General features: G+C 32.6%; 15 protein-coding genes. 12 read left to right on the forward strand and 3 right to left on the reverse strand.

Annotated features, from left to right (window positions below; all coding sequences use genetic code 11):
* From C8D80_RS02645 to C8D80_RS02675, 7 genes are all read left to right on the forward strand, one after another.
* On the forward strand, positions 1 to 2,466 hold a 2,466-nt coding region (locus C8D80_RS02645), incomplete at its 5' end, for a gliding motility-associated C-terminal domain-containing protein (protein WP_133607085.1).
* Positions 2,467 to 2,494: 28 nt separating this feature from the next.
* Positions 2,495 to 3,400, forward strand: coding sequence for a PorP/SprF family type IX secretion system membrane protein (locus C8D80_RS02650; RefSeq protein ID WP_133607087.1), 906 nt, complete (start codon positions 2,495 to 2,497; stop codon positions 3,398 to 3,400).
* Positions 3,401 to 3,411: 11 nt separating this feature from the next.
* On the forward strand, positions 3,412 to 5,319 hold the full coding sequence (locus tag C8D80_RS02655; RefSeq protein ID WP_133607089.1) for an OmpA family protein: 1,908 nt from the start codon (positions 3,412 to 3,414) through the stop codon (positions 5,317 to 5,319).
* A gap of 161 nt (positions 5,320 to 5,480) precedes the next feature.
* On the forward strand, positions 5,481 to 9,725 hold the full coding sequence (locus C8D80_RS02660; protein ID WP_133607091.1) for an HYR-like domain-containing protein: 4,245 nt from the start codon (positions 5,481 to 5,483) through the stop codon (positions 9,723 to 9,725).
* 6 nt (positions 9,726 to 9,731) lie between these two features.
* Positions 9,732 to 10,667 carry a PorP/SprF family type IX secretion system membrane protein gene (locus C8D80_RS02665; protein WP_133607093.1) on the forward strand — a complete coding sequence of 312 codons (936 nt, stop codon included), beginning with the start codon at positions 9,732 to 9,734 and terminating at the stop codon, positions 10,665 to 10,667.
* A gap of 10 nt (positions 10,668 to 10,677) precedes the next feature.
* Positions 10,678 to 12,585, forward strand: coding sequence for an OmpA family protein (locus C8D80_RS02670; RefSeq protein ID WP_133607095.1), 1,908 nt, complete (start codon positions 10,678 to 10,680; stop codon positions 12,583 to 12,585).
* A 137-nt stretch (positions 12,586 to 12,722) separates the two neighbouring features.
* A complete protein-coding gene (locus tag C8D80_RS02675; RefSeq protein WP_133607097.1) occupies positions 12,723 to 13,331 on the forward strand; it encodes a hypothetical protein in 609 nt (202 codons plus the stop codon).
* 99 nt (positions 13,332 to 13,430) lie between these two features.
* On the opposite strand, the gene C8D80_RS02680 is transcribed toward C8D80_RS02675, so the two are convergent.
* Both C8D80_RS02680 and pdxH read right to left on the reverse strand, forming a co-directional pair.
* The gene (locus tag C8D80_RS02680) at positions 13,431 to 13,922 is read right to left on the reverse strand and encodes a CAP domain-containing protein (protein ID WP_133607099.1); all 492 of its coding nucleotides are present in this window, start codon (positions 13,920 to 13,922) and stop codon (positions 13,431 to 13,433) included.
* 238 nt (positions 13,923 to 14,160) lie between these two features.
* The gene (gene pdxH / locus C8D80_RS02685) at positions 14,161 to 14,805 is read right to left on the reverse strand and encodes a pyridoxamine 5'-phosphate oxidase (RefSeq protein ID WP_133607101.1); all 645 of its coding nucleotides are present in this window, start codon (positions 14,803 to 14,805) and stop codon (positions 14,161 to 14,163) included.
* Between the two features lie 122 nt (positions 14,806 to 14,927).
* Here pdxH and C8D80_RS02690 point away from each other — a divergent pair, with 122 nt between their 5' ends.
* The 3 genes from C8D80_RS02690 to C8D80_RS02700 are packed head-to-tail and all read left to right on the forward strand — an operon-like array spanning position 14,928 to position 16,384.
* Positions 14,928 to 15,470 carry an RNA polymerase sigma factor gene (locus tag C8D80_RS02690; protein WP_133607103.1) on the forward strand — a complete coding sequence of 181 codons (543 nt, stop codon included), beginning with the start codon at positions 14,928 to 14,930 and terminating at the stop codon, positions 15,468 to 15,470.
* 30 nt (positions 15,471 to 15,500) lie between these two features.
* Complete coding sequence (locus C8D80_RS02695; RefSeq protein ID WP_133607105.1) at positions 15,501 to 15,923, forward strand: hypothetical protein; 423 nt, start codon at positions 15,501 to 15,503, stop codon at positions 15,921 to 15,923.
* 11 nt (positions 15,924 to 15,934) lie between these two features.
* Positions 15,935 to 16,384 carry a sensor of ECF-type sigma factor gene (locus C8D80_RS02700; protein ID WP_133607107.1) on the forward strand — a complete coding sequence of 150 codons (450 nt, stop codon included), beginning with the start codon at positions 15,935 to 15,937 and terminating at the stop codon, positions 16,382 to 16,384.
* A gap of 44 nt (positions 16,385 to 16,428) precedes the next feature.
* On the opposite strand, the gene C8D80_RS02705 is transcribed toward C8D80_RS02700, so the two are convergent.
* Positions 16,429 to 17,451, reverse strand: coding sequence for a WD40/YVTN/BNR-like repeat-containing protein (locus C8D80_RS02705; RefSeq protein ID WP_242004812.1), 1,023 nt, complete (start codon positions 17,449 to 17,451; stop codon positions 16,429 to 16,431).
* A gap of 156 nt (positions 17,452 to 17,607) precedes the next feature.
* Here C8D80_RS02705 and C8D80_RS02710 point away from each other — a divergent pair, with 156 nt between their 5' ends.
* Together C8D80_RS02710 and C8D80_RS02715 are read left to right on the forward strand one after the other, a co-directional pair.
* Complete coding sequence (locus tag C8D80_RS02710) at positions 17,608 to 18,771, forward strand: hypothetical protein (RefSeq protein ID WP_133607109.1); 1,164 nt, start codon at positions 17,608 to 17,610, stop codon at positions 18,769 to 18,771.
* Between the two features lie 73 nt (positions 18,772 to 18,844).
* Positions 18,845 to 20,062: an RsmB/NOP family class I SAM-dependent RNA methyltransferase gene (locus tag C8D80_RS02715; RefSeq protein WP_133607111.1), complete on the forward strand. Its 1,218-nt coding sequence runs from the start codon at positions 18,845 to 18,847 to the stop codon at positions 20,060 to 20,062.
* The last annotated feature ends 3 nt before the right edge of the window (positions 20,063 to 20,065 follow it).

A 20,065-nucleotide genomic window follows, 5' to 3' on the forward strand; every position in this document is an offset into this window, starting at 1 on the left:
GGAGCAACTGGTTCAGCTACGGTAATTTTTACTGCTACTGATAACTGTGGAAATTCTTCTACTACTTCAGCAACCTTTACTATCATTGACGATACAGATCCAACTATCACAACTCAAGCTTCAAATTTAGAAGTACAATGTGATGGAAGTGGAAATACCGCTCAACTAAACGCTTGGTTAGCTTCAAACGGTGGCGCTGTGGCATCAGATGTTTGTTCGAATGTGACTTGGACCAATAACTTCGCATCAGTTTCTGATACTTGTGGTGCAACTGGTTCGGCTACAGTGACTTTTACCGCAACTGATAACTGTGGAAATTCTTCTACTACTTCAGCAACCTTTACTATCATTGACGATACAGATCCAACTATCACAACTCAAGCTTCAAATTTAGAAGTACAATGTGATGGAAGTGGAAATACCGCTCAACTAAACGCTTGGTTAGCTTCAAACGGTGGCGCTGTGGCATCAGATGTTTGTTCGAATGTGACTTGGACCAATAACTTCGCATCAGTTTCTGATACTTGTGGTGCAACTGGTTCGGCTACTGTGACTTTTACTGCTACTGATGCTTGTGGAAACGCTTCTACTACTTCAGCAACCTTTACAATCATTGACGATACAGATCCTGTTATTTCTATTCAAGCAAATGATTTAACTGTTGAATGCGATGGTAGTGGAAATGCTAGAGAATTAAGTATTTGGCTATCATCAAATGGTGGTGCATCGGCTAGTGATACTTGTTCAAACGTAACTTGGACAAACAATTTTGAATCATTATCTGATACTTGTGGATTCACAGGATCTGCTTCTGTAATATTTACAGCTACTGATGATTGTGGTAATAGTTCTTCTTCAACTGCAACATTTACTATTATTGATTCTACTAATCCTTTAATTTCTATTCAAGCAACTGATTTAATAGTTGAATGTGATGGAAATGGAAATACCAGACAATTAGAGAATTGGTTGACTTCAAACGGAGGTGCTGTTGCTTCGGATGTTTGTTCGAACGTAACTTGGACAAATAACTTTGCTTCGGTTTCTGATACTTGTGGAGCAACTGGTTCGGCTACAGTGACTTTTACTGCAACTGATAACTGTGGAAATTCTTCTACTACTTCAGCAACCTTTACAATTATTGACGATTCGGATCCAACTATCACAACTCAAGCTGCTAATTTAGAAGTACAATGTGATGGTTCTGGAAATACTGCCCAACTAAACGCTTGGTTAGCTTCCAATGGTGGTGCTGTGGCTTCGGATGTTTGTTCGAATGTAACTTGGACAAATAACTTCGCTTCAGTTTCTGATACTTGTGGAGCAACTGGTTCGGCTACAGTGACTTTTACTGCTACTGATGACTGTGGAAACGCTTCTACTACTTCAGCAACTTTTACTATCATTGACGATACGGATCCAATCTTTACAAGTGAATTACCACAAGATATTAGTGTTTCTTGTGATGCAATTCCAAATCCTGTAAATATGTTGGGTTCTGATAATTGTGGAGAAGTAACTATAACTGTTTTAGATACAATAGACAGAGAAGAATCGCAATGTGAAGGAGAATATATCATCAACAGAACTTGGACCATAACTGATAGTTGTAATAACAGCTCAAGTTATACACAAACTATAACTGTTTTTGACAACACTCCTCCTATTTTAACTACACCTTTAAATTCTCAAATAAGTGCTTTATGTTCTGAAATACCAGAAGTCCCACAATTAGTTTTTACCGATAATTGTTCTGGAATTCAAGATGTAGTTTTCAACGAAACTTCTACTATCATATCAATTTATTCCTATGTAATTGTACGTGAATGGGTTGTTTCTGATAATTGTGGAAATGAAGCTAATTTTACTCAAACAATTAACGTAAGTGTTGAAGAACCGTTTGATGCAATTCCTTTCGCAATTTGTATTGAAGAAAATCCAATAGATTTATTTACTATATTAGACGATTCAATTCCTACAACTGGAACATGGATAGAAGTTACTAGTTCTGGTGGATTAACAGGCAGTATTTTTAATCCTTCAAATGTAACTTTAGGTTATTACACCTTAAGATACATAGTGGAATTAGAAGATAATGCTTGTCCAATGATTTATGAAATTTACTTAAACGTAAATGACGATTGTGTGGTGTTACCAGCTTGTGATATTACAGTTTACAATGCAGTTTCACCAAATGATGATAGCTCGAATGATTTCTTTTTCATTGACGGACTTGAATGTTATCCAAATAATACAGTAGAAATTTATAACAGATGGGGAATTTTAGTTTATGACGAAACAGGTTATGATAATAATCTTAAATCGTTCAAAGGAATATCTGAAGGTAAAAACACCATTAACAAAAGTGAACTTTTACCAGATGGAACTTATTTTTATATTCTGAAATATACAGATGAAGAAAATAAAAATCATGACCGATCAGGATATTTATACCTAAACCGTTAATTACTAAAGTAACTTAAATACGAACAAGATGAAAACGATTCTAACTATAATTTGTGCATTCATTTTACAAAGTATGTATTCTCAACAGGATTCTCAATATACTCAATATATGTACAATACACCTCTAGTTAACCCTGCTTATGCGGGTTCTAGGGAAACTATAACGGCTTTTTTACTTCACAGAAATCAGTGGGTTGGATTAGAAGGTGCACCAGTAACTAACAATTTTTCTATAAATATGCCAGTTGGAGATTCAAACTTTGGTGTAGGATTAAATTTTGTTAACGATGAAATTGGTCCAGTATCTGAAAATGAAATTTCAGCCGACTTAGCTTATTTTATTCAAGTTTCTGAAAATTATAAATTGTCATTAGGTTTAAAAGGAACTGCTAATTTATTTCAATTAGACGTGAATAAATTAAGAATTTTTGATCCATCCGACCCACAATTTCAGAATGTAGATACTGAATTTTCACCAAATGTTGGAGCTGGATTATACCTATTTTCAGATAAAACCTATTTTGGATTATCGATACCTAATTTTTTCGAATCGTATCGATATAATGATAACAATGTTGAAATTACGAAAGAAAAAATGCACTTTTATTTTATTGCAGGTCATGTATTTACAATTAGTCCAAACATCGATTTTAAACCTGCAGTTTTAAGTAAAATTGTTGAAGGAGCTCCTTTACAAGCTGATGTTACTGCTAACTTTCTGTTCTTTGATAAACTAACTTTAGGAGCTGCATACAGATGGGATGCTTCTGTAAGTGCTTTAGCAGGATTTCAAATTTCAGATTCATGGTTCATTGGATATGGTTATGATTTAGAAACCACTAAGTTGTCTAATTACAATTCAGGTTCTCACGAGATATTCCTACGATATGAGTTTTTCAACAGAAGTAGAGTTTCAGCACCTAGATTCTTTTAAATTTTCCGATTATGAAAACATTATATACACTAGTATTCGTCTTAAGTATCACAATTGGTGCTTTTGGACAAGGGTCTAAGCTAAACAAAGCGGACAAAAAATACGACAAATATTCCTATATAGACGCAATCGAAATTTATGAGAAAGTGGCCGAAAAAGGATATAAATCGGTTGAATTATTCGAAAAATTAGGAAATGCTTACTACTTTAATGGTGAATTAGATAAAGCTTCAAAATGGTATGGCGAACTTTTTGCACTAAATCAAGAAGTAGATTCTGAGTATTATTTTAGATATGCGCAAGCCTTAAAAGCCGAAGGAAATTACGAAAAATCAAATCAGTACATGGAATTATTTGCTCAAAAAACAGATGATTCTAGAGCAAAGTTATATCAACAAAATAAAGACTACTTAACTGATATTGATGCCGTTTCTGGAAAATACACCATGGATAAAACCGATGTAAATTCAGAATTCTTTGACTACGGGCCAACATTTTTTGGAAAACAAATTGTATTTACTTCTTCAAGAAGCGAAGGCAATCAGTATACAAAAATTCACGATTGGACTAAACAAAATTTTACTGATTTATTCGTTGCTTCAATGGATAATGATGGAAAATTAGGAAGTGTAGAAAACTTTTCTAAAACCGTGAATACCAAATTTAACGAGTCCTCTCCTGTTTTCACTAAAGATGGAAAAACCATGTATTTTACCCGAAACAATTACAACGACGGTAAAAAACGTAAAAGTGATGACAAAGTTATCATGGAAAAAATTTACAAAGCAGAATTAGTCAATGGCGAATGGACAAATGTAAAAGAAGTTCCTTTTTCAAACGACAATTACAAAACAGCACATCCAACGTTGAGTCCAGATGAAAAAACCATGTATTTTGCTTCGGATATGCCAGGAAGTTTTGGATTTTCTGATTTGTACAAAGTATCTATCGATTCTAATGGTAAATTTGGAACACCTGAAAATTTAGGTCCTAATATCAATACAGAAGGAAGAGAAACGTTCCCTTTTGTTGATGCTGATAACAATTTGTTCTTCGCATCAGATGGACATCCAGGACTTGGTGGTTTAGATATTTTTGAAGCAAAATCAGCTAACAATTCTTTTGAAAAACCTTTAAATGTTGGAAAACCATTAAATAGTCCAATGGATGATTTTGGCTATGTCACCAACAAAGATGGTTTAGGATTTTTCTCATCCAATAGAGATGGCGGAAGCGGTTATGATGACATCTATACGTTTACCGTTTGTACACATACATTATCAGGTTTAATTACCGATGTTGATACAAAAGAAATTCTACCAAATGCTAAAGTGATATTGTTTGATGATAAAATGAATCAAATTAGTGAAACTACTGCTTCAGAAAAAGGCGCCTATTCCTTTAAAATTGAATGTAATAAAAAATATTACGTAAGAGCATCAAAAGAAGAATATGAAACGAATGAAAAACCCTTTGGCCCCGTAACCAAAACTGGTGAATCTAAATTAGACATTGAATTAAAACGAAATATATTCCCAGTTGAAGTAGGAACCGATTTAGGTAAAATACTTGGTGTAAGCATTATTTATTTCGATTTAGATAAATGGAACATAAGACCTGATGCTGCAGAAGATTTAGAAAAAATTATTGCCGTTATGAACCAATATCCAAATATGATAATAGATATTCGTTCACATACCGATAGTAGACAAACGCACAAATACAACGAATTGTTGTCAGACAGAAGAGCAAAATCTACTTTAGAATTTATGGTTAAAAACGGTATCAACCGAAACAGATTAACAGCAAAAGGATATGGAGAAACACAATTGGTAAACAATTGTTCTGACGAAGTTCCATGTAGCGAAGCAGATCATCAAAAAAATAGACGAAGCGAATTTATCGTACTAAAAATGTAACCTACACACATATCTATATCATTTTAGGAAAAGCAGTTATTATTTTAATAACTGCTTTTTTATGTTTTAAATATTTCATTTCAAAACTTCGGATAACTGATATTTATCATTTTTAATTAATTGATAGTGAAGTAACTTTATGTATCCCTAAATATGAAGTTATGAAAACTAAATTAAGATTTTTGATTTTATTAGCATTCGTTGGCTTTAATACTATTTATAGTCAATTTAGTGCTATTAGACCCGATTTAAGATTATGTGGATCTCCACCAAATTATTATTTAGATTACTACAATTGTACTTCTAATAATTATACTTTGGTTGATGTCTTTTTAAGTCTTACAGATGTTAATGGTGTACCATTAAATAATACTACTTGTACAATTGGAACACCACAAGATTTATATGTGATGCTCGATTATACCTCAAATTCAGCAAGTGCTGTGCATCATGCTCGTATGTTTGCCGATTTAAATATTGAAGGCCAAGGTACTGTTCCTTTGAATGTTGATTTCAGAACAGTACAACCTGGAGCCGGGCAGATAGCTCTTTATGGGCCATTTACATGGGTTTGTGGTCAAGAAATTACATTAAGTAGAATATTAATTGTTTGGAGAACAAACGGTGATGATACCGAATTAGTTCCATATGATTGTTCTTCTTACAATAAAACACAATGTGATTTACCTGACAACATTGCTGTAACAGCACCATTAGCTGTTGAATTTGATTATACAGCTTGTACTGTTGGTAACTTTACTACTGTTAGCTTCAATTCATCAACATCAGGTGGTACTCCACCCTATACTTTTGCATGGGATTTTGACAATAATGGAAATACTGATTCTATATTAGAAAACCCAACATTTGTTTACAATAACAGTATGAGTTATTCTGCTGAACTAACTGTTACGGATAATTTAGGATTATCAAATTCATATTTGGTACCAATTGTATATCCAACTGAAATTCAAATTACAACATCATTAACTACTGTCGGATGCTCTACTTCTAACGATGGAGCAATTGATATAACTGTTTCAGGAGGAACTCCACCTTATAGCTATTTGTGGAATAATGGAGCAATAACTCAAGATATTTCTAATCTTTTACCTGGAAATTATAATGTTCAAGTAACCGATTCTTTTGGTTGTATTAAAAATGAATTTTTTACAATATTAAATGGAGATACAACTCCTCCTGTAGTTACAATAACTCCAGATGTAACTTTAGAAGGTTGCTCAACGGCAATAATTGATGTAACCGATTTACCTTATTCAAGTATTGCTTCAACAATTGATTTAGCAACTTTCCAAAGCGTAGGCGGAACTATCACAGATGCTTCTAGCATTAGTAGTATTTCTTATCAAGATACCCAAACAGGAACTTGTCCGATTATTGTAACCAGAACTTATACAGTTTTAGATGCGTGTAATAACTCAACTTCAATAAGTAAAACCATTACAATCGATGATACAATTCCTCCAACATTTGTAGAAAGTTTACCTGCAAATGTAACTGTAGAATGTAACGTTGTTCCAACAGCAGTAACTTTAACTGCAACGGATATTTGTGGAACTCCAACAGTAACTTACGTAGAAGTTAGAACAAATGGAACTTGTACTTACGATTATACTTTAACTAGAACTTGGACTGCAACTGATGCATGTGGAAACACAACTTCTCATAATCAAATAATAACCGTTCAAGATAATTCTAATCCTACATTCGTAGAAAGTTTACCTGCAAATGTAACTGTAGAATGTAACGTTGTTCCTACTCCTGTTACCTTAACTGCAACGGATATTTGTGGAACTGCAACAGTAACTTACGCAGAAGTTAGAACAAACGGAACTTGTATTTACGAATATACATTAACTAGAACTTGGACTGCAACTGATGCTTGTGGAAACACTACAACTCACAATCAAGTAATAACCGTTCAAGATAATTCTAATCCAACATTCGTAGAAAGTTTACCTGCAAATGTAACTGTAGAATGTAACGCTGTTCCAACAGCTATAACTTTAACTGCAACCGACATTTGTGGAACTGCAACAGTAACATACACTGAAGTTAGAACAAACGGAACTTGTACTTACGATTATACATTAACCAGAACTTGGACTGCAACTGATGCTTGTGGAAACACTACAACTCACAATCAAGTAATAACCGTTCAAGATAATTCTAATCCTACATTCGTAGAAAGTTTACCTGCAAATGTAACTGTAGAATGTAACGCTGTTCCAACAGCTATAACTTTAACTGCAACCGACATTTGTGGAACTGCAACAGTAACATACACTGAAGTTAGAACAAACGGAACTTGTACTTACGATTATACATTAACCAGAACTTGGACTGCAACTGATGCTTGTGGAAACACTACAACTCACAATCAAGTAATAACCGTTCAAGATAATTCTAATCCTACATTCGTAGAAAGTTTACCTACAAATGTAACTGTAGAATGTAACGCTGTTCCAACAGCTGTAACTTTAACTGCAACGGATATTTGTGGAACTGCAACAGTAAGTTACGCAGAAGTTAGAACAAACGGAACTTGTACTTACGAATATACATTAACCAGAACTTGGACTGCAACTGATGCTTGTGGAAACACTACAACTCACAATCAAGTAATAACCGTTCAAGACAATTCTAATCCAACATTTGTAGAAAGTTTACCTGCTAACGTAACTGTAGAATGTAACGCTGTTCCAACTCCAGCTACTTTAACTGCAACCGACATTTGTGGAACTGCAACAGTAACATACACTGAAGTTAGAACAAACGGAACTTGTACTTACGATTATATATTAACCAGAACTTGGACTGCAACTGATGCTTGTGGAAATATAACTTCTCACAATCAAGTAATAACCGTTCAAGATAACTCTAATCCAACATTTGTAGAAAGTTTACCTGCAAATGTAACTGTAGAATGTAACGCTGTTCCAACAGCTATAACTTTAACTGCAACCGATGTTTGTGGAACTGCAACTGTTACTTACAATGAAGTTAGAACAAACGGAACTTGTACTTACGAATATACTTTAACTAGAACTTGGACTGCAACTGATGAATGTGGAAATACAACTTCTCACAATCAAGTAATAACCGTTCAAGATACTTCTAATCCTATATTCGTAGAAAGTTTACCTGCAAATGTAAATGTAGAATGTAACGCTGTTCCAGCAGCTGCAACTTTAACTGCAACCGACATTTGTGGAACTGCAACTGTTACTTACACTGAAGTTAGAACAAACGGAACTTGTACTTACGATTATACATTAACCAGAACTTGGACTGCAACAGATGCATGTGGAAACACTACAACTCACAATCAAGTAATAACCGTTCAAGATAATTCTAATCCAACATTCGTAGAAAGTTTACCTGCAAATGTAACTGTAGAATGTAACGTTGTTCCAACAGCTGCAACTTTAACTGCAACCGACATTTGTGGAACTGCAACAGTAACTTACAATGAAGTTAGAACAAACGGAACTTGTACTTACGAATATACTTTAACTAGAACTTGGACTGCAACTGATGAATGTGGAAACACAACAACTCACAATCAAGTAATAACCGTTCAAGACAATTCTAATCCTACATTCGTAGAAAGTTTACCTGCTGATGAAATAATTGAATGTAATGCAACGGTTCCAAGTGCTGCTACACTTACTGCTACAGACGTTTGTGGAATTGTAAATGTAACTTTCACTCAGCAAGAAATAAACGGAAGCTGTGATAATGAAAGTCAAATCATAAGAACTTGGACTGCAACTGATGCTTGTGGAAATGTAACCACTCATATACAAACTATTACTATTCAAGACACAACTCCTCCGGTCTTTACAGGAATTATTCCAAGTCAAGTTGTTTATGCATATTGTGATGGAATTCCAGCCGTTGAAACTGTAACAGCTTCTGATAATTGTGGTGCAACTACAATCAGTTTTAATGAAATTAGAATAGATGGAGATTGTATCAACAAATATGATTTAAACAGAACTTGGACTGCTGAAGACGATTGCGGAAATATAGCAACATTTACTCAAGTAGTTCATGTGGCTTGTGATATTAAAATTTACAATGCTGTTTCTCCTAATAACGATGGAATGAACGACATTTTCTACATCGAAGGTATTGATTGTTATCCAAACAACTCTGTAGAAATATACAATCGTTGGGGAATTAAAGTTTACACCATTAAAGGATATGATAATGTGAACAAAGTATTCAATGGTTATTCAAACGAGCACAATTCTGTTTCTGGAAACGACCTATTACCTGCTGGAACTTATTTCTATATTTTAAAATATGAGTACGATTTGTATGGTACTGAAAAACAAAATATTGAAAAATCTGGTTATTTATATATTCAAAGTAAATAGAACATTATGAAACGTTATATAACATCAAAAATAACTTCTTTAATGCTGTTAGTTTTAACTACGCTTGGAGTTATAAACGAGAGTGCTGCTCAGCAAGATTCTCAATATACCATGTATATGTACAATACCGCTAATGTAAATCCGGCTTATGCGGGTTCCAGAGAAACAATTACTGCTTTTCTGTTACATAGAAATCAATGGGTTGGATTAGATGGCGCTCCAGTAACCAATAACTTTGCAATCAATGCTCCATTAGGAGATTCAAATTTTGGTTGGGGAATATCATTTGTTAACGATCAATTAGGGCCAACATCTGAAAACGAAATATCAGCAGATTTAGCTTATTTCATTCAAATTTCTGATAATTTCAAATTGTCATTAGGCTTAAAAGGAACAGCTAACCTATTCAAATTGGATATTAATAAATTGGATATTTATAATCCTCTAGATCCTGAATTTCAAAATATGGATACTGAATTTTCTCCAAACATTGGTGCTGGATTGTACTTGTTCTCTGAACAAACCTATCTAGGAGTTTCTGTTCCTAATGTCTTTGAAACCTATCATTACAATGATAATAATACACAAATCAACAAAGAAAAAATGCACTTTTATGTTATTGGTGGTCACGTTTTTGAATTTAGCGATAACCTCAAATTCAAACCTGCATTTTTAACAAAAGCGGTTGAAGGTGCTCCAATTCAAATCGACTTAACTGGAAATTTCCTAATTCATGAGAAACTAACCCTTGGTGCTTCTTATCGTTGGGATGCTTCAATAAGTGCCTTAGCCGGATTCCAAATTTCTGATTCTTGGTTCATTGGATATGGTTACGATATGGAAACAACCGAACTTGCCAATTACAATTCAGGTTCACATGAAATTTTCTTACGATACGAATTCTTTAATAACAATCGAATCTCTGACCCTAGATTCTTCTAAAAAATTGATTATGAAAACGATATATATAATATTATCAATAATAGGTTTCTCATTTTCAGTTTGGTCTCAAAATGCTCAAATTGCGGAAGCCGATAAAAAGTACAACAAGTATTCATATGTTGATGCTATTGAGATTTATGAAAAAGTAGCCGAAAAAGGATATGAATCTCCCGAGTTGTTCCAAAAACTAGGAAATGCCTATTATTTCAATAGTAATTTACTAACTGCTGCTAAATGGTATGGAAAACTATTTGAATTGAATCCAGAACAAGAACCTGAATATTATTTTAGATATGCACAAGCACTAAAAGCTTCTGAAGAATATGAAAAATCAGATGCTTACATGGCTAAATTCTATGAGAAAAGTCCAGACTCTAGAGCTAAATTATATGCAGAAAACAAAGACTATCTAAAAGATATTGAAATTCATTCAGGGAAATTCACCGTTACTCCTACTGATATTAATTCTGAATTTTCAGATTTTGGAACAGCCTTTTTTGGAGACAAAATCGTGTATTCATCCTCTCGAAAAGAAGGTGCGCTATACAAAAAAATCAATCCTTGGACCGAACAAAATTATAGAGATTTATATGTTGTAGAAAAAGACAATGCTTACAAATTAAGTAGTCCAGTCAACTTTTCGAATGTGATTAATACAAAATACAACGAGTCAACTCCTGTATTTTCAAAAGATGGCAAAACCATATATTTTACCAGAAATAATTTTAATTCTGGAAGAAAAGGAAAAGCAGATGATAAAAGTACTTTAATCAAAATTTACAAAGCTAGTTTGATTGATGGCAATTGGACCAATGTAAAAGAACTTCCTTTCTGCAGTGATGATTATAGTACGGCTCATCCAGCATTAAGTTTTGATGAAAAAACCTTGTACTTCGTATCTGATATGCCAGGAGGTTTTGGAAGTTCTGACTTGTACAAAGTGAATATTGACGGTAATGGAAATTTTGGAAAACCAGAAAATTTAGGCAAAACAATTAATACCGAAAGTAAAGAAACGTTTCCTTTCCTAGACGACGACAACAATTTATACTTTGCCTCTGATGGTTATCCTGGATTAGGTGGTTTGGATATTTACAAAGCAAAAATAACAGCTACAGGGTATGAAAAACCTATGAACATGGGAAAACCAATCAATAGTCCGCTTGATGATTTTTGTATCATTATGGATAAAGAACATAAAGGGTATTTATCATCAAATCGTATAGGAAGCGTGGGTTATGACGATATTTACAGTTTTACCAAATGTAATTACATCGTAGAAGGTTTTATTACCGATGTAAAAACTGGCGAAATCTTAATAGATGCAACCGTTGAAATCTTTGATGAAAACCGTAAAAAAGTAACTGAAACCAAATCTAATGCTTTAGGAAAATACAGTTTGGCCATTGAATGTAGAGAAAACTATACGATTAGAGCTTCTAAAAAAGATTATGAATCTGCAGAGAAAATGTTTGTTTCTGAAAATGTAGATAACCTTTCAATAGTGAATTTAGCATTAGACCGAAACGTATTCTTAGTAGAAACTGGAACCGATTTAGCTAAAGTATTTGATATCAGTTTGATTTATTTTGATTTAGACAAATGGAATATCCGACCTGATGCTGCTAAAGATTTAGAAAAAATCATAGCCGTGATGAAACAAAATCCAGATATGAAAGTGGATATTCGTTCTCATACCGATAGCCGACAAACTCATAAATATAACGAAACATTATCTAACCGAAGAGCTAAAGCCACCATGGATTTCATGATTAAAAATGGAATTGATAAATCAAGATTAACAGCTAAAGGTTATGGTGAAACCGAATTAGTAAACGAATGTAAAGACAACGTTCCTTGTTCTGAAGCCCAACACCAAAAAAACAGAAGAAGTGAATTTATAATTTTAAAAATGTAATCTCAATGTTTTCATGACGACGAAAAAGCAGTTGTTGATATTTTTCTCAGCTGCTTTTTCAATTTTATATGTAATAAAAGTTTTATATATTTGATTGTTACAAATAAGTCTTAGCTATTTTTTCGAATTAGAGTCATATGAGAAACGCAATTATTTTGGTGCTTTTAATTTTAATTCTTTCCACTGGTCAAATAATGGAATTAAATTTTCCTTTATCATTAAATATTTTTTTAGTTATTTTAATTTTTACTTTAATAATTTTTTGGGAGTTTTCTGTTTTAAATAAAAATTTTATATCTGACTTTAAAATTCGTAATTGTAGTAGAAAATTAAAATTTGGAAGTTTTATCAATGCACTTTTTTGGACTAGTATAATGCTCTATGACAGTAAACTGAAAAGCTTTTTTTTTATAATTCTAATTATGTGGTTGTATCCATTAATTGATATAATAATAGTGTATGTCTACAGAAAAAAGCAACCATATACTATTTTTATAAATGATAATAATTTGATTTTGAACTTGCCTTGGAAAAAAGAAAGAGATTTGTCTGAATTGACAGAGATTACATTTGATAGATTTTCTAAAGATCTAGAACTTAGTTTTAAAACAAAAAGTGATATTACAGTACAAACAAAAGAGTACAATAAGCAAGAAATTGATAAATTTATTGAAATCATAATAAGCAAAACTAAATATAATATTTCTATTCCTAAAAATTACATCTTAAGTAAAGAAAACAGTTAGTTAACTATAGCGTGCAACAATTATACTTTAATTTAAACAAACAAAAAAGCAGCTATTCTTTTCAAAATAGCTGCTTTTTCTATAAACAAACATGAAATTTTATTTTTTAATGAACATATTAGTGTAGTATTTTCTACCTTGATCGTCCATTTTAATTGCAGCTCCAAAATGTGTGTAATCACCTTCTAAGTTCGCTTTGTGTCCTGTGCTGTTTGCCCAGGCTGTTACTGTTGCTTGTGCAGTAGAATAAGCAAAAGCCACATTCTCTCCTACTCGGTAAGCTCCTAACACTTCTTGTAAATTTGATTTTCTTTCATCAAAACCTGCATGTGTTACTGTTTGGTTAGCCAACATGTAAGCATTGTGCTCTGCTGATTTGTATGAAATGTGTTCTATAATTTGTAACGGATTTAAACCTACTGAAACTCGGTAAGCGTTAACTTCGTCTAATAATTCCAATTCAATTGCGCTATGAGTATAGCTTTTAGCTGTTTCGATTGGTTCGTTTGCACTTTCGCTATCAGACGAACAAGAAGTTAAAGATGATAAACCAATTGTTAGGGCAAAAAGAGTAATCATTAATTTTTTCATGAGTAGAGAGTTTTTAGTTGTTGTTGTGTTAATAAACACTAAAAATCGATTAAGTGATTGATTAACAAGACAAATGTACAAAAACATCGGTAACGTGCAAAAAAAATCGATGAAATGCATCAAAATTTAACGTTTTAAACATTTGGATATCAATTACTTACAACTTTACTTACAGAAATAAAAAAATCCCAAGTTGTGAAACTTAGGATTTTATATAAAAAAAGTAAAATATTGATTATCAAGGTGATAATCGTTCTATTTTCCACTCATAATTGTCAGCTAATTGATAGCGAATTCTATCATGTAAACGATTAGGTCTTCCTTGCCAAAACTCCACTTCTACAGGTCGCACTAAAAAGCCACCCCAATGTGCCGGACGCAAAATTTCTTTTCCTTCCCACTCTTTTTCTAATTGTTTTAAGTTGTCTTCTAAAAACTCACGATTCGGAATTACTTCACTTTGTGGCGAAACAATTGCTCCTAGTTTACTTCCATCAGGACGCGATGCAAAATAATTATCGGAAATATTCTCAGCCGTTTTTTCAGCAATTCCTTTTATAATAATCTGACGTTCCACTGTTGGCCAAAAGAAAGACAAACACACATTCGGATTATTTAAAATAGCTTTTCCTTTTTCCGAATTGTAATTGGTATAAAAAATAAAACCTTCTTCATTAAATTTTTTAAGCAACACCACACGCGCTTTCGGAAAACCATCTAAACCAATTGTGGTAACGGTCATGGCGTTTACTTCCTCTGCAGCGTTTAAATCTTCCGCTTCATAAAACCATTTATGAAATAAGTTAATTGGATCTTCAGGAATTTGGTTTTCCAGTAATTCGCTCTTTTCGTATGATTTTCTATAATTGCTTAAATCTTTCATATTATTAACTATCGTAGTTTCTACAAAGCAAAGTTACAAAGGGAAACTTGTTTTTTTACTAAAACAAAAATTAAAATTAAACCTTTTTGAATATCTTTAGTCTTATAAACAAATATCGCATTTTGCAAGACGAAAAAGCTTTCATATCCGAATTATTAAACCCGAAAACGCAAAATGAAGCGTTTCGAAAGCTCCTGCAATTGTATCAAAAACCATTGTATTATCATATTAGAAACATGGTTTTGAATCATGATGATGCCGATGATGTGTTGCAAAACACGTTTATAAAAGTATTTGGTAACCTTAAAAATTTTAAAGGTGATAGTAAATTGTATTCTTGGATGTACCGAATTGCTACTAACGAAGCTATAACTTTCATGCAACAAAGAGCAAAAAAACAAGGCATATCAAACGAAGAAGCGCAACAAAAAGCCATTAATAAATTAGAAAGTGATGTTTTTTTTGATGGAGATGACATCCAATTAAAATTACAAAAAGCAATTGCAAAATTACCTGATAAACAACAAATGGTATTTAAAATGAGATATTTTGAAGAAATCAAATACGAAGAAATGTCCGAAATTTTAAATACTTCGGTTGGTGCTTTAAAAGCAAGTTACCACATAGCCGCTAAAAAAATAGAAGAATTTTTACATACCAATTAAACCTTTACACAAAATTTTTGTCCAATAGATATGAAACCTTTTGACTTAGAAAATAAAAACGAAATAAAATCGGGATTTAAAGTTCCAGAAAATTACTTTGAGCAATTCGAAGCTAAAATGATGGCACAAATTCCAGTAGAAAAAGAAACGAAAGTGGTTTCCTTATTCTACAGAAAACAAGTTTGGATAAGTGCTATTGCTGCCGTATTTTTACTTGCGATTGCAATTCCTGTTTATTTCAATATGGCAAGTGAAAGTAATTTAGACGCTTCAACTATTGAAAATTATTTAGCACAACAGCAAAATGTTGGTATAACAGAATTATCAAAACACTTAACCGATGACGATATTATAGCATTAGAGAAAAATTTATCTCTAAACGAATCAAATCCTGATGCTGTTGAAGATTATCTTTCCGAATCGGAAAACTTAGATTATTATATTAACGAATAAATTTACCCATTATGAAAACGAAAATCTTATTTCCAATTATATTTCTTTTAGTTGCTTCATTATCTTTCTCTCAAGGTTTTAAAGAAAAAAGAGAAAAAGTTAAAGCACTAAAAGTAGCTTACATTACTGAGCAATTAGAATTGACTACAGATGAAGCTCAAAAATTTTGGCCTATTTATAATGCATTTGACGATAAGCAAGGAGAATTACGTCATGAAAAAATGAAAAGTATTTTAGACCGATTTAAACCTGGAAATGTTGAAAAATTAAGTGAAAAAGATGCTTCTAATTCATTAATACAAATGGAAAAAATTGAAGAAGATTTATTCAATTTAAAGAAGAAATTCATCAAAGATTTACAAGGTGTAATTAGTGCTAAGAAAATCATCAAACTTAAAAAAGCCGAAGAAGATTTTAATAGAGAATTATTAAAACAAATGCGCGAAAAAAGAAGAGGATAGTTATAAATTTTTAAAAAGCGTTCAGCAACAGTTGAACGCTTTTTTTATTCCATTTGAAATCGAACCAACTTATTTCTTCCAGTTGCATAAAACACTTTTTCTGATTCAAATCTAAAAGTGAAAAAATCTTTGTCATCAGAGAATTTTGTCCAACTTTTACCAAAATTAGCCGAATAAAACATTCCTGTTCCACCAACAGAAATTAGCTGCTTTCCTTTGCTATTTGGAACAAATTGTACACACGAAGCGTATCCAAAAGCTTCATTTTCAGAGATTAATTTCCAAGTTTTTCCACCATTTTTAGTAATGGCTTTGTTGGCCCAATTTTGGTCTTGCTTCATGTAATTTCCGCCTGCAATTATTCCGATTTTTTCATTGTAAAAGTCCGCGGTAAAAATTCCGGTCATTTCCTCACCTTGAACAATTGGCGTTTCATAAACTTTCCAAGTTGCACCAAAATCTTTAGAAACAAAAACACGAGATTTCTTTCCACCCGAAACCATGAAAATCGATTTCCCTTTTATAGTTAAATTAGTATTACTAGTTGCAAAAGCGGCTTCACCTTCTGAAACTATTGGTAAAACATCGCAATTTACTTTTTGCCACGTTTTGCCTCCATCATTAGTTTTTATGAATGTTAAACAATTTTCAATTGGATCACCCATGGCAAATCCCTTTAATTCATCAACAAATTGCATACTGTCGTAAAACACTTTTTCGTGTTCTTCTTTATAAACTACAGTTTCTTCTAACGTTTTCTTATCAATACGAATTAACATCGCCGGATTTCCAACTGCTAAAATAAAAATGGCTTCTTTGGTTCCTGCAATGCTTCTAAATTCAGTATTTCTAGCAACTGATTGGACATCTTTTAGAATTGTAGTATCTTTTTTCTTATCGTAAAATCCGTAACGTCCTTTATCCATTCCCATCCACACTTTTTCATCGTCAACAAAAATGGCCCTGCAACTCAATTTAGTTTCTAGAATAACTTCCGATTTAAATTTTCCGCTTTGAGCTAATGTTGAAATACTCGTAAAAAACAGAAATGCAATTATTATCTTCATTTGATGGGTTTTATTTTCAAATATAATGGAAATGTTTTAAAGCAAAAATATATTTTATAAATCACTAATTATCAATACCTTAAATCGTTACGAAAAACTTTGGCACAGTAATTGAATTATGAAAAGTAAAAATAAGAACCCTTAAACGAAAATATTATGAAAACTAAATTGATACATCTGAGCTTACTGGCTTCATTGACGATAGGTTCACTTTTTGCTCAAGAAAAAACTACGGTTACAGCAAAAAATTCGGATATCAGCGACAACTTAGATTTAAGAGCGGTTGCAACGGTTTTTGGAGACGCTTCTAATTTAGAAGACTTTGAAAGACGTTTAAATGATCCTAAAACACAAATTTCAAACTTAGATTTGAATAACGATAACTATGTCGATTATTTAAGAGTTATTGAAACAGTTGAAGGCAATGTACATTTAGTAGTAGTTCAAGCGGTTTTAGAAAAAGATGTTTTTCAAGATGTAGCTACTATTGAAGTTGAACGCGATAGTAATAACCGAGTTCAAGTTCAGGTTGTTGGTGATGTTTACATGTATGGAACAAATTATATCTACGAACCCGTTTATGTACACACTCCTATAATTTATAATACATTTTGGGTAGGAAACTATCGTCCGTATTATTCATCTTGGTATTGGGGTTATTATCCTAGTTATTATAGCTACTGGAATCCGTTCCCAATTTTTAGATACAGAAATCACATTCATGTTCATATCAATTTTGGTCACAGTTATCATTATGTTTCACACAGAAGATGTGCTTCGGTTTATAACAATTATTATGGAAGAAGAGGAAATGGTTACGAAAGAATGCATCCAAATCGTTCATTCGCACATAGAAATTCAGGATATTCAAACCGACATGAATTAGATTCAAGAAGAAATATCAACACGCCACGAAATAGAAGTGAAATGACTTCAAACTCACCAAGAGGAAATCGTGAAACAAGAGAATTTAACGGAACTACGCCAAGAACTAGAACAGAAACAAGTACTCCAAGAAATAACGGAACAAGAGGAAATTCTGGCACACGAGTAACAACTGAAAACAGAGGAAATTCGCCTAGAGTTACTACTGAAAACAGAGATAGAAATCAAGGTATAAGATCAAATGGTGGCAGAGAATATTCAGAAAATAGAAGCAATACTCCAAGAGAAAGAGGTACTGTAACTAGTAGTGGCAACAGAGGAAATTCTGAAACAAGAGGAAGTTCTTCAAGAGGAAACTCTCAATCTAGAAGTAGCGCTCCTCGAGGCGATTCAAACTCTAGAGAGTCAGGTTCAAGAGCTGGTGGAAGAGGATAAATATTAAAGCTGTCAAATTTGACAGCTTTTTTTATTTTTATTCGTATCTTTGCAGGCTGATTTAAAATAAATAATGAGATTACACAGAAATTTAGTATTCACTACGATAGATTCGCTTATGGCGATTTTTAATGAAGGTGAATATGCCGATAAAGTTGTTGCTAGAGCTTTAAAAAAAGACAAGCGTTGGGGAAGTCATGATAGAAAATTCGTAGCCGAAACAATTTATGAAATTGTAAGATGGAAACGTTTATACGTAGAAATAGCAGAGGTTAAAGAACCTTTTGATAGAGATAATATTTGGAGAATATTTGCAGTTTGGGCTGTATTAAGAGGTTATACCCTACCCGATTGGAAATATTTTGAAGAAACTCCTGTTAGAAGAATTAAAGGAAAATTTGACGAATTAACAAAAACCAGAAAATTCAAAGAATCTATTCCAGATTGGATGGATGAATTGGGTGTTAAGGAATTAGGCGAAGAAATTTGGACAAAAGAACTAGCAGCTCAAAACGAGCAAGCTAAAGTAATCTTAAGAGTAAATCGTCTTAAAACGACAAAAGAAAAATTAAGAGCTATCTTAATGGATTTGAATATTGAAACCGAGTTTCATAAAGATTATCCAGATGCTTTAATTTTAACGGAAAGAGCAAATGTATTTTTAACAGACGCTTTTAAAGACGGATTGTTTGAAGTGCAAGATGCTTCTTCTCAATTAGTGGCTTATTTCTTGGATGTAAAACCAGGAATGCGAGTTGTAGATACTTGTGCTGGTGCTGGCGGAAAAACCTTGCATTTGGCTTCTTTAATGGAAAATAAAGGACAATTAATTGCTATGGATTTATACGAAAGTAAATTAAAGCAATTAAAAATTAGAGCTAAACGTAATGGCGCTTTCAATATTGAACCTAGAGTAATTGAAAGTACTAAAACAATAAAAAAATTACATGAAAAAGCAGATAGAGTTTTAATAGATGCGCCATGTAGTGGATTAGGTGTTTTAAAAAGAAACCCTGATAGCAAGTGGAAATTACAACCCGAATTTATTGAGAACATCAAAAAAATTCAGGCTGAAGTATTAGAAAATTATTCAAAAATTGTAAAACCAGGCGGAAAGTTAGTGTATGCTACATGTTCGGTTTTACCATCTGAAAATCAAGAACAAATTAAGCATTTCTTAAGCACCGAAATTGGAAAAGAGTTTACTTTTGTTAAAGACCAAAAAGTCTTAGCAAGCGAAAGCGGTTTCGACGGATTTTACATGGCATTATTAGAAAGAAAAAACAAATAGTTT

It is taken from the genome of Flavobacterium cheniae, from assembly GCF_004363695.1.
GTDB lineage: Bacteria > Bacteroidota > Bacteroidia > Flavobacteriales > Flavobacteriaceae > Flavobacterium > Flavobacterium cheniae.

Bases quoted from the DNA above. Each gene is read 5' to 3' on its own strand.
- C8D80_RS02650 (WP_133607087.1), top strand. From the start codon at position 2,495: ATGAAAACGATTCTAACTATAATTTGTGCATTCATTTTACAAAGTATG.
- C8D80_RS02655 (WP_133607089.1), top strand. From the start codon at position 3,412: ATGAAAACATTATATACACTAGTATTCGTCTTAAGTATCACAATTGGT.
- C8D80_RS02660 (WP_133607091.1), top strand. From the start codon at position 5,481: ATGAAAACTAAATTAAGATTTTTGATTTTATTAGCATTCGTTGGCTTT.
- C8D80_RS02665 (WP_133607093.1), top strand. From the start codon at position 9,732: ATGAAACGTTATATAACATCAAAAATAACTTCTTTAATGCTGTTAGTT.
- C8D80_RS02670 (WP_133607095.1), top strand. From the start codon at position 10,678: ATGAAAACGATATATATAATATTATCAATAATAGGTTTCTCATTTTCA.
- C8D80_RS02675 (WP_133607097.1), top strand. From the start codon at position 12,723: ATGAGAAACGCAATTATTTTGGTGCTTTTAATTTTAATTCTTTCCACT.
- C8D80_RS02680 (WP_133607099.1), bottom strand. From the start codon at position 13,922: ATGAAAAAATTAATGATTACTCTTTTTGCCCTAACAATTGGTTTATCA.
- pdxH (WP_133607101.1), bottom strand. From the start codon at position 14,805: ATGAAAGATTTAAGCAATTATAGAAAATCATACGAAAAGAGCGAATTA.
- C8D80_RS02695 (WP_133607105.1), top strand. From the start codon at position 15,501: ATGAAACCTTTTGACTTAGAAAATAAAAACGAAATAAAATCGGGATTT.
- C8D80_RS02700 (WP_133607107.1), top strand. From the start codon at position 15,935: ATGAAAACGAAAATCTTATTTCCAATTATATTTCTTTTAGTTGCTTCA.
- C8D80_RS02705 (WP_242004812.1), bottom strand. From the start codon at position 17,451: ATGAAGATAATAATTGCATTTCTGTTTTTTACGAGTATTTCAACATTA.
- C8D80_RS02710 (WP_133607109.1), top strand. From the start codon at position 17,608: ATGAAAACTAAATTGATACATCTGAGCTTACTGGCTTCATTGACGATA.
- C8D80_RS02715 (WP_133607111.1), top strand. From the start codon at position 18,845: ATGAGATTACACAGAAATTTAGTATTCACTACGATAGATTCGCTTATG.